Annotated in this window: 8 protein-coding genes; 7 read left to right on the plus strand and 1 reads right to left on the minus strand. The window is 54.4% G+C overall.

The window, feature by feature from the left end:
* Positions 1-23 precede the first annotated feature (23 nt).
* Positions 24-1433: a glutamate--ammonia ligase gene (gene glnA, locus ACKWMY_RS26050; RefSeq protein WP_024527823.1), complete on the minus strand. Its 1410-nt coding sequence runs from the start codon at positions 1431-1433 to the stop codon at positions 24-26.
* 379 nt (positions 1434-1812) lie between these two features.
* Here glnA and typA point away from each other — a divergent pair, with 379 nt between their 5' ends.
* The 7 genes from typA to ACKWMY_RS26085 all read left to right on the plus strand — a co-directional run.
* Positions 1813-3636, plus strand: a complete 1824-nt coding sequence (gene typA / locus ACKWMY_RS26055) for a ribosome-dependent GTPase TypA (protein WP_024527824.1) — start codon at positions 1813-1815, stop codon at positions 3634-3636.
* 165 nt (positions 3637-3801) lie between these two features.
* Positions 3802-4392 carry a glucose-1-phosphatase gene (gene yihX / locus ACKWMY_RS26060; RefSeq protein WP_024527825.1) on the plus strand — a complete coding sequence of 197 codons (591 nt, stop codon included), beginning with the start codon at positions 3802-3804 and terminating at the stop codon, positions 4390-4392.
* Between the two features lie 50 nt (positions 4393-4442).
* Entirely contained in the window at positions 4443-5336 is an 894-nt protein-coding gene (locus ACKWMY_RS26065) for a virulence factor BrkB family protein (RefSeq protein WP_024527826.1), read from the plus strand.
* Complete coding sequence (dtd, locus tag ACKWMY_RS26070) at positions 5333-5770, plus strand: D-aminoacyl-tRNA deacylase (RefSeq protein WP_409487357.1); 438 nt, start codon at positions 5333-5335, stop codon at positions 5768-5770. Before ACKWMY_RS26065 ends, dtd begins: the two co-directional genes overlap by 4 nt.
* 21 nt (positions 5771-5791) lie before the next feature.
* The gene (gene fabY / locus ACKWMY_RS26075; protein WP_024527828.1) at positions 5792-6739 is read left to right on the plus strand and encodes a fatty acid biosynthesis protein FabY; all 948 of its coding nucleotides are present in this window, start codon (positions 5792-5794) and stop codon (positions 6737-6739) included.
* A gap of 359 nt (positions 6740-7098) precedes the next feature.
* Positions 7099-8769 (plus strand): ShlB/FhaC/HecB family hemolysin secretion/activation protein, encoded by a 1671-nt coding sequence (locus ACKWMY_RS26080; RefSeq protein WP_074029786.1) that lies wholly within the window; start codon positions 7099-7101, stop codon positions 8767-8769.
* Positions 8770-8791: 22 nt separating this feature from the next.
* Positions 8792-16111, plus strand: a 7320-nt coding sequence (locus ACKWMY_RS26085) for a hemagglutinin repeat-containing protein (RefSeq protein WP_409487358.1), incomplete at its 3' end; no start/stop codon positions are given.

Below are 16111 nucleotides of genomic sequence, written 5' to 3' on the forward strand. Positions count from 1 at the left end.
GGGTATGGCTTAAACGCTATGACTTAAACGCTGTAGTACAGTTCGAACTCAACTGGGTGTGGCGTCATGCGCACGCGATCCATCTCTTCTTTACGCAGTTCGATGTAGGCATCGATCGCGTCGTCGGTGAATACGCCACCGCGGGTCAGGAACTCACGGTCTTCGTTCAGTGCGGCCATTGCTTCATCCAGTGAGCCAGCCACTTTTGGAATTTCAGCTTCTTCTTCCGGCGGCAGGTCATACAGGTTTTTATCCATGGCATCGCCAGGGTGGATCTTGTTGATCACGCCGTCCAGGCCAGCCATCAGCAGCGCGGCGAAGCACAGGTATGGGTTAGCCGCTGGATCCGGGAAGCGAGCTTCGATACGGCGCGCTTTCGGGCTGGCAACCACTGGGATACGGATAGACGCGGAGCGGTTACGGGCAGAGTAAGCCAGCATAACCGGCGCTTCGTAACCTGGGACCAGACGCTTGTAGGAGTTGGTGGTCGGGTTGGCCAGGGCGTTGATTGCTTTAGCGTGCTTGATGATGCCGCCAATGTAGAACAGCGCCATTTCAGACAGGCCGCCGTACTTGTCGCCAGCGAACAGGTTGGTGCCGTTCTTGGACAGTGACATGTGGCAGTGCATACCTGAGCCGTTATCGCCGAACATCGGTTTTGGCATGAAGGTCGCGGTTTTGCCAAATGCGTGAGCCACGTTGTGAACCACGTATTTGTAGATTTGGATTTCGTCGGCTTTCTTGGTCATGGTGTTGAAGCGGGTGGCCACTTCGTTCTGACCGGCGGTTGCCACTTCGTGGTGGTGAGCTTCAACCACCAGGCCCATTTCTTCCATGGTCAGACACATGGTAGAACGGATGTCCTGTGAAGAGTCGACCGGTGGCACTGGGAAGTAACCGCCTTTTACTGCTGGACGGTGGCCTTTGTTGCCGCCTTCGTATTTGGTGCTGGTGTTCCAGGCGCCTTCGATGTCATCAATGCTGACATGGGAACCACGGATGCTGCTGCCAAAGCGCACGTCGTCAAACAGGAAGAACTCCGGTTCTGGCCCAAACAGCACGGTATCGGCGATGCCGGAAGAGCGCAGGAAGTCTTCAGCACGCTTGGAGATCGAACGTGGGTCACGATCGTAGCCTTGCATGGTGCCTGGCTCGAGGATGTCACAACGAATGATCAGGGTAGATTCTTCGAAGAACGGATCCAGAACCGCCGTGCTGGCGTCTGGCATCAGTACCATGTCAGATTCGTTGATGCCCTTCCAACCACCGATTGAGGAGCCGTCAAACATTTTACCTTCTTCGAAGAAGTCGGCATTTACCTGATGAGCAGGGATGGTGACGTGTTGTTCTTTACCCTTGGTGTCAGTGAAACGCAGGTCTACGAATTTCACTTCATGCTCATTCAGCATCGTCAAAACGTGTTCAGCGGACATACTTAACTCTCCCGGATTTATCGTTGTCATCGTCGTGGAACGAATCTGTGTACTGGCCTGTTTTGCCCTGTCTAGGCTCTTATTAAGACAAAGCGAAAACTGTGCCAACTTTTAAAAAGCGAAAAAATCGCCGGTTTGCGCGGGTTTTGCCCATCGCCAGTATGCACCATTAGCGACGCAATGCACTATGTTGGTGCAAATAACCGGGGCAGGGCACTGAAATGGTGCAAAACATCACCCGTTGCTGCTTTTTGCACCGTGAAAGGGATCACAAACTAGCCTGTACACAGTTGTTTATAAGAGAGTGTTGTGATCTTGTTTAGTACCTCGCTTAATACGTGTACAATAGCGCGCTATTTCTAATGCCTGAGGCAAAGCTGTGATCGAAAATTTGCGTAACATCGCCATTATTGCCCACGTTGACCATGGTAAGACCACCCTGGTTGACAAGTTGCTGCAACAATCCGGTACTTTCGGAGAGCGTTCAGAAGCGACAGAACGCGTAATGGACTCCAACGATTTGGAGAAAGAGCGTGGGATTACCATCCTCGCAAAAAACACCGCCATTAATTGGAAAGACTACCGCATCAACATCGTAGACACCCCAGGACACGCCGATTTCGGCGGCGAGGTAGAGCGCGTGATGTCAATGGTCGACTCGGTGCTGCTGGTTGTGGATGCAATGGATGGCCCAATGCCGCAAACCCGTTTCGTGACCAAGAAAGCGTTTGCTAATGGTCTGAAACCGATCGTGGTAATCAACAAGGTTGACCGCCCTGGCGCGCGTCCTGACTGGGTTGTGGATCAGGTCTTCGACCTGTTCGTTAACCTGGACGCTACCGACGAACAGCTCGACTTCCCAATCATCTATGCATCCGCATTGATGGGTATCGCGGGTCTTGACCATAACGATATGGCCGAAGACATGACTCCGCTGTACCAGGCGATTGTCGATCACGTCTCTGCACCGCAGGTTGAGCTGGAAGCACCTTTCCAGATGCAGATCTCGCAGCTGGACTACAACAACTACGTGGGTGTTATCGGCATCGGCCGTATCAAGCGTGGTAAAGTCAAGCCTAACCAGCAGGTCACCCTGATCGACAGCGAAGGCAAAACCCGTAACGGTAAAATCGGTAAAGTGCTGACCCATATGGGTCTGGAACGTATCGAAGCCACCGTTGCCGAAGCGGGCGACATCGTTGCCATCACCGGCCTGGGCGAGCTGAACATCTCTGACACCATTTGTGATGTGAACGCGGTTGAAGCGTTGCCAGCACTGTCGGTTGATGAACCTACCGTAAGCATGTTCTTTAACGTCAATACCTCACCGTTCTGTGGTAAAGAAGGCAAGTTCGTGACTTCACGCCAAATCCTTGAGCGTCTGAACAAGGAACTGGTACACAACGTGGCGTTGCGCGTTGAAGAAACCGAAGATGCTGATGCATTCCGTGTTTCAGGCCGTGGTGAACTTCACCTGTCGGTTCTGATCGAAAACATGCGTCGTGAAGGTTTTGAACTGGCGGTTTCCCGTCCGAAAGTTATCTTCCGTGAAATCGATGGCCGCAAGCAAGAGCCGTTCGAGAACGTGACGCTGGACATCGAAGAACAGCACCAGGGTTCTGTGATGCAGGCGATGGGTGAGCGTAAAGCTGACCTGAAAAACATGGATCCAGATGGCAAGGGCCGTGTGCGTCTTGACTACGTGATCCCAAGCCGTGGCCTGATCGGTTTCCGTAACGAATTCATGACCATGACTTCTGGTACCGGTCTGCTGTACTCCACCTTCAGCCACTACGACGATGTGCGTCCGGGCGAAGTGGGCCAGCGTCAGAACGGCGTGCTGATCTCTAACGGCCAGGGCAAAGCGGTAGCGTTCGCTCTGTACGGTCTGCAAGATCGCGGTAAGCTGTTCCTGGGCCACGGTGCTGAAGTGTATGAAGGCCAGATCATCGGTATTCACTCACGTTCTAACGACCTGACCGTGAACTGCCTGACCGGTAAGAAACTGACCAACATGCGCGCATCGGGTACCGATGAAGCGACTACCCTGGTTCCGGCCATCAAAATGTCTCTGGAGCAAGCTCTGGAATTCATCGATGATGACGAACTGGTAGAAGTCACGCCAATCTCGATCCGTATCCGTAAGCGTCACCTGACGGAAAACGATCGTAAGCGTGCCAACCGCGGTCCTAAAGAAGCTTAATTCGCCGATTTAATCCGCAATACTTAGGGCGTGTCACAGCGCCCTGAGTTTTTTCCTCTGTCTTTCCCCCATTCTGCGGCGCGCCATGCGCTTTTCACACTGCTCCCTGTTCAGCCTTAACTTTTCCCGTTACAGTGAAATCTCACTGGCCCATGGGAGAGGACTATGCTGTATATCTTTGATTTAGGTAATGTGATTGTCGATATCGATTTCAAACGTGTACTGGGCGTGTGGAGCAACCTGAGCGGCACACCGCTGGCGACGTTGTCCGAACGTTTTAGCATGGGTGAGGTATTCCAACAGCACGAGCGCGGCGAGATTAGCGACGAAGATTTTGCAGCCAAACTCTGTGAAGAAATGGGGATAGCGCTCAGCTTCGAGCAGTTTGCCACCGGCTGGCAGGCGGTGTTTGTTGCCTTGCGCCCTGAAGTGATCGAGATTATGCACCGTCTGCGCAACGAAGGGCATCGCGTGGTGGTGTTATCGAATACCAACCGCCTGCACTGTAATTATTGGCCTCAGCACTACCCTCAGGTCGCTGAAGCAGCCGATCACATGTATCTGTCGCAGGATCTTGGCATGCGCAAACCCGATGCCAACATCTATCAGCACGTACTGAAGGCGGAAAATACCTCGGCGGATCAAGCGGTATTCTTTGACGATGTGGCGGCGAACGTAGAAGCGGCCGCAGCGCTGGGGATCAAGGCGGTGCACGTCATCGATCGCCAGGTTGTGCCGGCTTATTTTGCTCAATAATCACCGTACGTTAAGCTTAAGGCGTCCAGACTGACATTTAGGATGAAGATATGTCGTTTTTCCGCCGCAAAAAGCTGCCATCGTCGATCAAACCCGGAATAACCTTCGGGCGGTTGCTGTTTAAACGTATTGATGAGGATGGCCTGACCATGTTGGCGGGCCATCTGGCCTATGTCTCGCTACTTTCCCTGGTGCCGCTGATCACCGTGGTGTTTGCGCTGTTTGCCGTTTTCCCGATGTTTGCGGATATCAGCGTGCAGCTAAAAAGCTTTATTTTCTCCAACTTTATGCCTGCCGCCGGTAATGTGCTGCAACGTTACCTGGAGCAGTTTGTTGCCAACTCCAGCAAGATGACCGCCGTGGGGATCTGCGGCCTGATCGTCACCGCGCTGCTGCTGATCTATTCGGTGGATAGCGTGTTGAACACCATCTGGCGCAGTAAGAACCAACGGCCTATCGTGGTTTCCTTTGCCGTTTACTGGATGGTGCTGACCCTTGGCCCGCTGTTGGTGGGGGCCAGTATGGCGATCAGCTCATATCTGTTGTCGCTAAACTGGTTAGCGCAAACCGGCGTTAACAGCCTGGTGGATGAGGTGCTGCGCATCTTCCCGCTGATCCTGTCCTGGGTCTCTTTCTGGTTGTTATACAGCGTGGTGCCTACGGTACGCGTGCCTGCGAAAGATGCGTTGATCGGGGCGCTGGTGGCAGGGGTGCTGTTCGAGCTGGGTAAGAAAGGCTTTGCGATGTATGTCACCATGTTCCCTTCCTACCAGTTGATCTACGGCGTGCTGGCGGTGATCCCGATTTTATTTTTATGGGTCTACTGGAGCTGGTGTATCGTGTTATTGGGTGCCGAAATCACCGTTACGCTGGGCGAGTACCGCCTTTACCGGCAGCAGAAAGCAGAACAACAGCAAAAACAGGAGCAGGAAGGATCGTTATGATTGCGTTAATTCAACGGGTATTAAACGCCAGCGTTACGGTAGAAGGTCAGACGGTAGGCAAGATTGGCCCCGGTTTGTTAGTGTTATTGGGCGTCGAGCAGGGCGATAACGAGCAAAAAGCCCAACGCCTGTGTGAGCGGGTGCTGGGGTATCGCATCTTCGGCGACGAGGATGACAAGATGAATCTTAACGTTCAGCAGGCTGGTGGCAGCCTGTTGGTGGTGTCGCAGTTCACACTGGTAGCAGATACCCAGAAAGGCATGCGGCCGAGTTTTTCGCGCGGTGCGGTGCCGCAGGAGGCCGATCGGCTATACCGCTATTTTGTTGGGCAGTGCCAGGAACGGGGTATTGAAACCCAGACCGGTGAGTTTGCTGCCGATATGCAGGTGGCGCTGGTGAACGATGGCCCGGTGACGTTCTGGCTGCAGGTTTAAAGATCACAAGAGAAGGCGTCTATGTATCACCTACGAGTACCCGTTACAGAACAAGAACTGAAAGAGTATTACCAGTTTCGCTGGGAGATGCTGCGCAAGCCGTTACACCAGCCGGTGGGTTCGGAAAAGGATGCCTACGACGCCATGGCGCACCATCAAATGGTGGTGGATGAGAACGGCCGGATTGTGGCCATTGGCCGTCTGTATATCAATGCCGATAACGAAGCCGCTATCCGCTTCATGGCGGTCGATCCCACGGTGCAGGACAAAGGCCTTGGCACGCTGGTGGCGATGACCCTGGAGTCAGTAGCGCGCCAGGAAGGGGTAAAGCGGGTGGTGTGTAGCGCCCGTGAGGATGCAGTGGACTTCTTTGCCAAGCTGGGCTTTATCAACCAGGGCGAAATCACTGCGCCGCAAACTACGCCGATCCGCCATTACCTGATGATCAAACCCGTGGCCACGCTGGATGACATTCTGCATCGCCCCGACTGGTGCGGGCAACTGCAACAAGCCTGGTATGAACATATCCCGCTCAGTGAAAAAATGGGAGTGCGCATCAGCCAATATACTGGCCAACGTTTTGTCACCACCATGCCAGAAGTGGGCAACCAGAATCCACACCATACGCTGTTTGCCGGTAGCCTGTTCTCCTTGGCAACGCTGACCGCCTGGGGGCTGATCTGGCTGCTGCTGCGTGAGCGCCACCTTGGGGGCACGATTATTCTGGCAGACGCCCACATTCGCTACAGCAAACCGATTACCGGCAGGCCGAGAGCCGTTGCCGATCTGAGCTCATTGAGTGGCGATCTGGCCCGTTTGGCGCGTGGCCGCCGGGCGCGCGTGCAGGCAGAGGTACATTTATTCGGTGACGATGACGAAGGTGCAGTATTTGAGGGTACCTATATGGTGCTGCCAGCCGAACCGGAAGAGCCGTTGGACAAGGGCGGTTCAGAGCCGATAGCGAGCTGAGCATCAAGCCGTGTAGCTTGGCTCTGTGACCAAATCTATCCAGGTGGGCGCTGAATGCTGCGCCCACTTAACGGGTTGGGCTTAATTGATGACTTAATCTGTCGTATAAATTGGGCACGGCTGCCGATTATTTTTTTAATCAGAAAAGTCCGCCTCCATTCAGCATAATTGACTGTTTAATTTACATACAGCAAATAAAGTGAATGTATGAAAACAGTTTCAGAATATTTATCCCGCCCCGCTCTGAGATTTATGCCAGTTCCGATGCCTCTAAGTCCCGCAAAGCCACGATCTCTTGCTTGTCTGATGCCGAATTATGTCGTTAGAATGCCGCAAAATCATTAAGGCGGTTTATCTGAATGGACTCAGTAGCTCAGCGGTTGGCAGTATCATTGTTGTTTCTTTCTCTCAGTTCGGCGGTTGGCGCCAATATGCTCAGCCCTGCGGATCGAGATACTATCCAACAGCAACAACGTGAATTGTTGCAGCAAAACCAACAACAACGTCAGGAATTGCAACGCAGCCTGACGCCGGTGCTGCCACAAACGCCAGCAGCCACAGCCCCTGGCGGGCCGTGCTTCGCCATCACGACCATTCGCCTTGAAGGTGCCAGCCATCTGCCCGCCCGTGCGCGGCAAGCCTTGACGCAACCCTATCTGCAACGCTGCCTGAATCTGGCCCAGATCAACACCCTGGTGCAGCAGGTTTCCGATTGGTATATCGAACGGGGCTATATCACCAGCCGCGCTTTCCTGACCGAGCAAGACCTGTCCCATGGGGAATTGAAGCTGTTGGTACTGGAAGGGCAGTTGGAAAAGATCTTGCTGGACCAACGGGATGACCGAATGCTGAAGATGGCGTTCCCCGGCCTGGTGGGCAACATCCTTAACCTGCGCGATATCGAGCAGGGCATGGAGCAGATCAACCGCCTGCGCCAGCAACCGGTGCAGATTGAAATCCTGCCCGGTAGCCAACCGGGCTATTCGGTGGTCAACCTGACCGCCAAGCCAGAGTTCCCGGTGATGCTGGGGCTGGGTTTTGACAACAGCGGGCAAAAAAGTACCGGCACCGGGCAGATCAACGGCTCATTGACCGGCAATAACCTGCTGGGGCTGGCGGATCAGTGGTTTGTGACCGGCGCGCGCAGCAGCGATTTCGCCAACGATCACGATGCCCGCAGCGTCCAGGCCGGTGTCAGTCTGCCCTATGGCTACTGGCTGATGGATTACAACTATTCCTACAGCGACTATCTCTCGACGATCGACAATCAGGGCTTTGACTGGCGATCCACCGGCGACAGCCAGACTCATCGCTTCAACGTTTCGCGCGTATTGTTCCGTAACAGTGACATGAAAACCGGCCTGGCGCTGGGCCTGACTCACCGTATCAACCGCAACTATCTGAATGACACCCGGCTAGACAGCAGCAGCCGTAAACTGACCAGCGTATCTCTGGGCGTGAGCCATAGCCAAAAACTGTGGGGCGGTTTTGCCACGCTCAACCCCTCCTACAGCCGTGGCGTACCTTGGTTAGGCGCGGAAGATGACAGCGGTAAAGCCAGCGAGGCTCCCAAGGCGGAGTTTAATAAATACACGCTCTCCGGCAGCTATTACTTGCCGTTGGCGCAGAACTGGAACTACCTCACCAGCCTGTACGGCCAGTGGACGCCCGATCGCCTTTACGGCAGCGAGCGCCTGACCCTCGGCGGCGAAAGTTCGGTGCGTGGCTTCAAGGAACAGTATCTCTCCGGCGACAAAGGTGGCTACTGGCGTAACGAGGTCAACTGGTCGCCGTTCAGCCTGCCGTATCTGGGGGATATTTCCGTATTGGCTGCCGTAGATGGCGGTTATCTGCGCCACGACTCCGTGGACGCCTACGCTTCCGGCACGTTGTGGGGCGGCGCGGTGGGGCTGGGCAGCCGTAACCGTTATTTCAGCAGCCAATTTACCGTGGGCTGGCCGCTGGCGCATCCGAGTTGGTTAGAGCCGGATCGGGTGTCGATTTACTACCGTATTAACATCGTTCTTTAATTTACAGGGAAAGGTTTCAAGGATGACGCAAAAAGACGATCGGCCCATTCATGCCAGCCAGCGTTGGTTGAGCTATACCCTGTGCAGCTTGCTAGCCTGGCAGCCGTTGCTGCCCGCCTTGGCGAACGGTGTTAACGTCGCCGAAGGGAATACCCGGCTCGATCAGGCTGGCAATGGCGTGCCGGTGGTCAATATCGCTACGCCTAATCAGGCCGGCATTTCCCATAATAAATACAATGAATTCAACGTGGGCAAAGAGGGGCTGATCCTCAATAACGCCACCGGGCAGCTCAATCAGACCCAGCTTGGCGGCCTGATCCAGAATAACCCCAATTTGAAGGCCGGGCAGGAAGCCCAAGGCATCATTAACGAGGTTGTCGCCCCGAACCGCTCCCAACTGCAAGGCTATCTGGAAGTGGCGGGCAAGCAGGCCAACGTGATGGTTGCCAACCCTTATGGTATCACCTGCGATGGCTGTGGCTTCATCAACACCCCAAACGCGACGCTGACCACCGGTAAACCGGTGTTAGGGCCGGACGGCAAACTGCAGGCGTTGGAAGTCACGCAAGGGGCGATCAGCATTCAGGGCAAAGGGCTGGATGCCAGCCAGAGCGGGAAATTTGCGCTTATTGCCCGTGCCACCGAGATTAACGCTCAGCTGTATGCTCAGGATGCCACCATCACGCTAGGGGCTAACCGCGTGGATGCGCAAGGTAATGCAACCCCGATCGCGGGCCAGGGCGAAGCGCCTAAAGTGGCGGTCGATACCGGTGCGTTGGGGGGCATGTATGCCAACCGAATCCATCTGGTTTCCAGCGACAAGGGCGTAGGCGTCAACCTCGGTAACCTCAATGCCCGTGCCGGGGATATCACCCTGGATGCCAACGGCAAATTGACGCTCAATAATTCGCTGGCCCAAGGTGGCCTGATCGTCAATGCGGCCGATGTGGCCCTGACGGGCAGCCACCAGGCAGAGCAGGGGGCGGTGTTAACCAGCCAAGGCTCCCTGGCATTGAACAACGCGCTCGTGAATACCGGTCAGCAGATTACACTGAAAGGTAGCGATGTGGCCCTGGAGCAAAGCACGCTCAGCGCAGGCAAAGCGATCGCCCTAAAGTCGACAGGTCGCTTGCGAGCGGCCAACAGCAAACTGCTAGCTGGTGTGGATAAGCAAGGCAATCTGACCGCAGGACAAACCCTGACGCTGAAAGGCAGCGAACAGCAATGGTTGAACAGCCAACTGGCCGCTGGCACGGTCAGCGCAGTGGCAAAGAATGGCCTGACGCTGGACGCAAGCTCCCAAATTACCGGGCTGAACGGCGTGGCCCTGCAAGGGAACGCGCTGAACGTGGCGGGGAAAGCCAGCTCTGGGGGCTATTTCACCGCGCAAGGTTCCAGCCTGCGAGGTGCCAGTGGCAGCCTGCTCAGCGCGCAAGATGACATCACCTTTAACTTCAGCGGTAATGTGGACTGGCGGGGGCAACTTACCGCCGGGCACGATCTGGCTTTGCAGGCCGCTTCTCTGAACAATCAGGGCCAACTGGCCGCTAATCGCGAAAGCCATATCACGGCACATAATCTGACCAACAGCGGCTTGATTCAGGCGCAGGGCACCCAGATCCTGCACGCCGGACAGTTCGACAACAGGGGGCGACTGCAATCGGCGGGCATGATGATGCTGTATGCCGATGAGATCCATAACGCTGGGCTGATCGGCTCCCAGCAGTGGTTGGCAATAGTGGCGCGAGATTGGCTGGATGTCAGCGGTTCGCTATATGCTGGTGGCGCACTGGATATTGATGTCGGTGAGTTCCAATTGACAGGCAGGGCGACAGGGGTCAATGGCGTCGGCCTGACTGGCAACCTGAATGCCCAATCAGGCTCGGCGTTGCTGAGTGGTGGCAATATCCGTTTGGAGGGTGATCGGTTCCTGCTGAGTGGGTTAGTGTCTAGCGACAGTCACCTAGCGCTGGCGGGCAAACAGCTCGTCACCAGTAGCAGCGCACAGATCCAGACCAAAGACGGCATCGCATTGAACGTGGCTGAGAATGCCCAGTTGGCGGGAGGGGTCTTCACCCAAGGTGATCTGACCGTCGTTGCCTCGGCAGTGGACAGCCGGGCAGATATGGTGGCTCGTAATATTGACTGGGGCAGTGATAGCCTGCTTCAGCTAGGGCGCATACAGGCGGATTATGATTTGACGCTTACTTCCGGGCGTATTGATCAGTGGGGAACGCTTCAGGCCGGGAAACATCTGACACTATCTGGTGATCAGCTAACTAACATTGGAATGATTGGCGCATCGCAACTGAACATTAATCTCAGCGAGATTTTGGAGAACGGAGGTTCTCTACTGGCTAGTGATGCTTTAGTGCTGAATGTTCCAGGGTTGATCAATAAAGGTAATTTGGCAGCAAAAACGCTCAAATCAACATCTAACACATTGAATAATTATGGGTTGATGCAGGCTGAGGGTGATGCCGATATTTATGCTCAATCGATAAATAACACTCTCACAGGGCAGTTACTTTCTGGGGGAACTCTGGCGTTGCAGGGGCAACAGTTGAGCAACTTTAACCTGTTGCAGGCTAACGCATTGCGAGTGAATGTTGGGCAGTGGGAAAACGTTGGAAGTGCACTGGGGATCGAAAGTTTAACGGCTACGGTTAAGCAATATTTCAACAACCGTGGACAGTTGCTGAGCCAAGGGTTGATCTCACTAGGTAGCACTCAGTTGAACAACCTAGGTAAGATTTTGAGTGAAGGTCATCTCAATCTGGATGCGCAGCAATTCACTAACAGCTGGGGATCTATACAGGGTAAAACCACTCAGGTAACAGCGCAACAACTGTATAACAGCGGCGATCTTATCGGGATAGATCGGCTAGTACTGCAATTGCAGCAGGACCTGCACAATATTGAAATTGGCAAATTGCTAAGCGGCGGAGAGCTGAAGGTCAGTGCGGCGAAGGTAAAAAATGAAGGCTTATGGCAAGGTGAACAAATTATCCTGTCTGCCCGCCAACTGGATCAGAACGGTACCCTACAGGCGAATAAACAGATCCAATTGGATCTGAACGGTGATCTTTACGGCGATTACCGTAGCCAGATCAACTCTAATGGCGAGATCGCAATAAACGCGCGGGCGATAGAAAATTGGGGAACCTGGCAAGCTACCAATTTTTATCTGCAGGGCGATTCATTGTTCAATATCGGTACGTTAACCGGGGTAAACCAGCTCAAAGCAGATATTAAGGGGGAGATCCGACAATCTTCCGGCCAAATGCTGAGTAATGGGACTCTGAGCCTGAATGCAACCAGCGTGGATGTTTACGGTTTGCTGCAAGCGCGGAACTTGATACTGCAGGCAGAATACATTGAGAGTGGCGCCAGATTACTGGCGCAAAATAGTTTTATTGCCCAAGTGACAGGGGTATTCATTAACTATTTGGGCGGTAGGATCAGTAGCCTTGATTCGTTGAAACTGAACGCCGAGAAGCTGGATAACCAGGGTAATATTCAAGTGGATGGCCGAGCTACCTTGTCGCTAACAGAGGGGATGCGCATTAGCAAGGTAGGTAAGCTGGTGGTGGGGGGAGGATTGGACCTCAGCGCTCCAAACCTGAATAACGGCGGCTGGCTGCAAGCGAACAGCATCGTCTTTAACGGCAGCCAGTTGGATAACGCGGGTACGCTGATAGCCGCAGGCGATAACCTGCTGACGCTCGATATTTTCAATAACCTAGGCACAGTGCAGGGAGAGAATCTGCAACTTAACACTGGCAGCCTAAAAAATACCGGTACCCTGTTGGCCACACGCCAACTGAACTTGAAGGCTGAGCAGACCGTAAACCAACAAACTGGCAAGCTGTTTAGCGCGGGTGATCTGCAACTGGTGAGTGGCTCATTCAGCCAATTAGGGCAACTGGTGGCGTTTGGGGATTTGGCGCTGACGTTAAGTGAGTCTTTCATACAGCAAGGCACATTGGCCGCAGGCGGTGCCTTGAGCCTCGCAGCCAATGGCGACATCACTTTGGAAGGTATAACACAGGGCCAAAGCCTAGATATCCGCAGCTTTGGCAAGTTCATCAATTCCGGTACGTTGCGCGGTGGTAATGGCGATATGCGTATTGTCGCGGCGGACATCACTCAAGATGCGGATTCTAGTCTGCAAGCAGGTGGCCGTGTACAGTTGCTAAGCGGCGGTTCTATCAGCAATAACGGCTTTATCGGTACCGCAGCCGATCTGCTGCTGAGCGCTGTTGTTCAACTGAGTAACAGCGGCATGTTGTACAGCGGCGGCAATATGCAACTGTTGGCAGACCGTATCACCAACCACTATGGCGATATCTTGGCGGGCAACAGCCTATGGATGCAGAAAGACGCCGGGGGTAACGCCAACAGTGAGATCGTCAACACCTCTGGCACCATCGAAACCGAGAACGGCGATATCGCCATCAATACGGCTTATTTGCTGAATGAGCGCGATGGGTTGAACGTGAGTAAAACGGAAGGTAGCTTACCGCGATACCCTTGGCTGACCGACTTTGAGGCAAAAGTACCGTTAATTTTCTTTAACAAAGGGGACTATGGCTACGTTATCAATTCTTGGGAAACGGGGGGCGGTAGCCCGGGCCACGGAGCTTCCCCAACCACGCATTACAGCTCGACGCCAACACCTTATCAGAGTCAATGGATTAAAGAGTTTGCCTCCGGCATATCGACAGTCACCGTTACGGCAAACGGTGGTGCGGCACGTATCGCTTCTGGGCGGGATATCACTCTTTATGCCGGTCAGTTGAACAATCGGGCTAGCGATATATTGGCGAACAATAACGCTTACCTTTCTGGCGGCAGCCTGAATAATGAATCGTGGTTCTCGGGTAGTGAAACGCGTTATCAGACCTATCAGTATGGTTATGGGCTGAATAAAGTCCCTGTACCGGAAACGGATAAAGTTAAAGGGGAAATCACCCAGAACTATATTGTTTACACCGCAACGGGGGAAGTGCGCTATGAACGTGGCGAGGGTGAACTCTACCGCTCCGTGATTCAAGCCGGTGGTGAAATTAACGCCAATTTCACGCACGATATCAGTAACACCACGGTAACGCCAAATGCGGGTGGCATCAGCCATACGCTGGTGGCTCCTATCTTGGATGCCTTGGCACAGCAGGAAAATATTACCGGTGCTCAGGCACAGAACCTGGCTGACGATCAAAGCATTGCCGTGGGAACTCCTGCCTGGAAAGATAGCCTGCAGAATGCGCTCAGCGGCCTGGGTAACAACGCGACGGAGTTGGTGGATTACCCACTGCCGAGCGGCAACAATGGCCGCTTTGTGCCGAACCCGGCTCCCGACAGCCCGTACCTGATCACCACCAACCCGAAACTAGATGGTTTGGGGCAGCTCGACAACAGCCTGTTTGACTCTCTGTACGCCATGCTCGGCCAACAACCGGGCAGCGCACCGCAGGAAACTAATGGCCGCTATACCGATCAAAGCCAGTTCATCGGCTCTTCCTATTTCCTTGACCGCCTGCACCTCCACCCGGATTACGACTACCGTTTCCTGGGGGATGCGGCCTTTGACACCCGTTACGTCAGCAATGCAATGCTCAATCAGACGGGGAGCCGCTATCTGAACGGCGTGGGTTCAGACCTGGAGCAAATGCAAACCCTGATGGATAACGCCGCTAAGACGCAACAATCGCTGGGGCTGAAGTTTGGTGTTTCGTTGACGGCGGAGCAGATCGCCTCCTTGGATCACAGCATCTTGTGGTGGGAAGCGACCAGCATCAATGGCCAGACGGTGATGGTGCCGAAGCTCTACCTGTCACCAAAAGATGTGACGATCAATAACGGCAGCGTGACTTCAGGGAAAAATGTCTCGCTCACCGCCGGTAATATCACCAACAGTGGCAGCACGCTGACCGCACAGAACGCGCTGACGCTCGATAGCCAGAACAGCATCAGCAACCTCAATGCAGGCCTGCTCAATGCGGGCGGCAACCTGCAACTGAGCGCGATTGGCGATATCAACAATATCGGCTCAATCATCAGCGGCAAAACGGTGCAGTTGGAAAGCCTTGATGGCAGCATCATCAACCAGACGCTGACGAATCAGTGGAGTACCCAGGGTTCTCTGGGCGGCTGGATGCCACAAAGCCTGGCACTGTCACACACGGAAATCGGCGATATCGGCACCATCCAGGCCTTGGATAGCTTGAGCCTGAGCGCTGGCAACAACATCGATATTCTGGGGGCCAAATTGACTTCCGGTGGTGCGATGGATCTGCTGGCAGGGGGCGATATCAACGTTCTGGCCAACACCACCTACAGCGCCGATAAATATCAGGGCTGGCGGAACGTAAGAGAGAGCGAAACTCACAGCAGCCAGGGCAGCGAAATTAGCGCTGGTGGACCGCTGACGGTTGATGCAGGCCGTGATGTCAATGTGAAGGCCAGCCAGGTTGGCAGCCAGAGTGATACTACCCTAATAGCTGGGCGCGATATCAACCTGCAAACGCAGGAAGCGAGCACCCGACAAAAAGATAACGGCACTGAACAGCGCAGTAACGATGCAACGCGCACCACCCTCACCAGCGGCGGCGATTTAACGCTGGATGCAGGCCGGGATGTGAACTCGCAGGCCGCAGCAATGGTGGCGGACAACAACGTCAAACTGAACGCCGGGCGTGACGTAAACCTCAATACCCAGCAAACCAGCGAATACCGCGAGAGCAAGGAAGGTAAACGCCAGCAGGTGGATGAGTCTATTCGCCAGCAGGGAACGGAGATTGCTAGCGGGGGCAACACCACTATTCGCGCCGATCGAGATGCCACCTTGAATGCGGCACAGGTGCAGGCCAGCGGTGATGTGGCGGTAAACGCCGGACGCGATCTGACGCTCAACAGCGCCACCGAAAGCGACTACTCCTTCTTCGAAGAAACCAAGACCAAGAAAGGGTTCCTGTCAAAGACCACCACCCACACGGTGCGGGAAGATTACGCCACGCAGGAAAAAGGCACGCTGCTGAGTGGCGACAATGTGTCGCTGTCTGCGGGTAACGATCTGACGGTGAAGGGATCTTCGGTTGTGGGTGACGGTAAAGTTAACCTGCAAGCAGGCAACAACGTCGAGATCGTGGCTGCGACGAAAGAACAGTCCAGCTACCGGTTGGATGAGAAGAAAAAGAGCGGGCTGATGGGCACCGGTGGTATTGGGGTGACGATTGGTAGCTCCAGCTCTCGCCATCAGGTGAACGAAGACGGTACGACGCAGAGCCAGAGTGTGAGCACCATCGGCTCGACCGGTGGCGATGTGAATATCGTTGCGGGT

Source organism: Serratia sp. J2 (assembly GCF_046269175.1).
Lineage (GTDB): Bacteria > Pseudomonadota > Gammaproteobacteria > Enterobacterales > Enterobacteriaceae > Chania > Chania fonticola_C.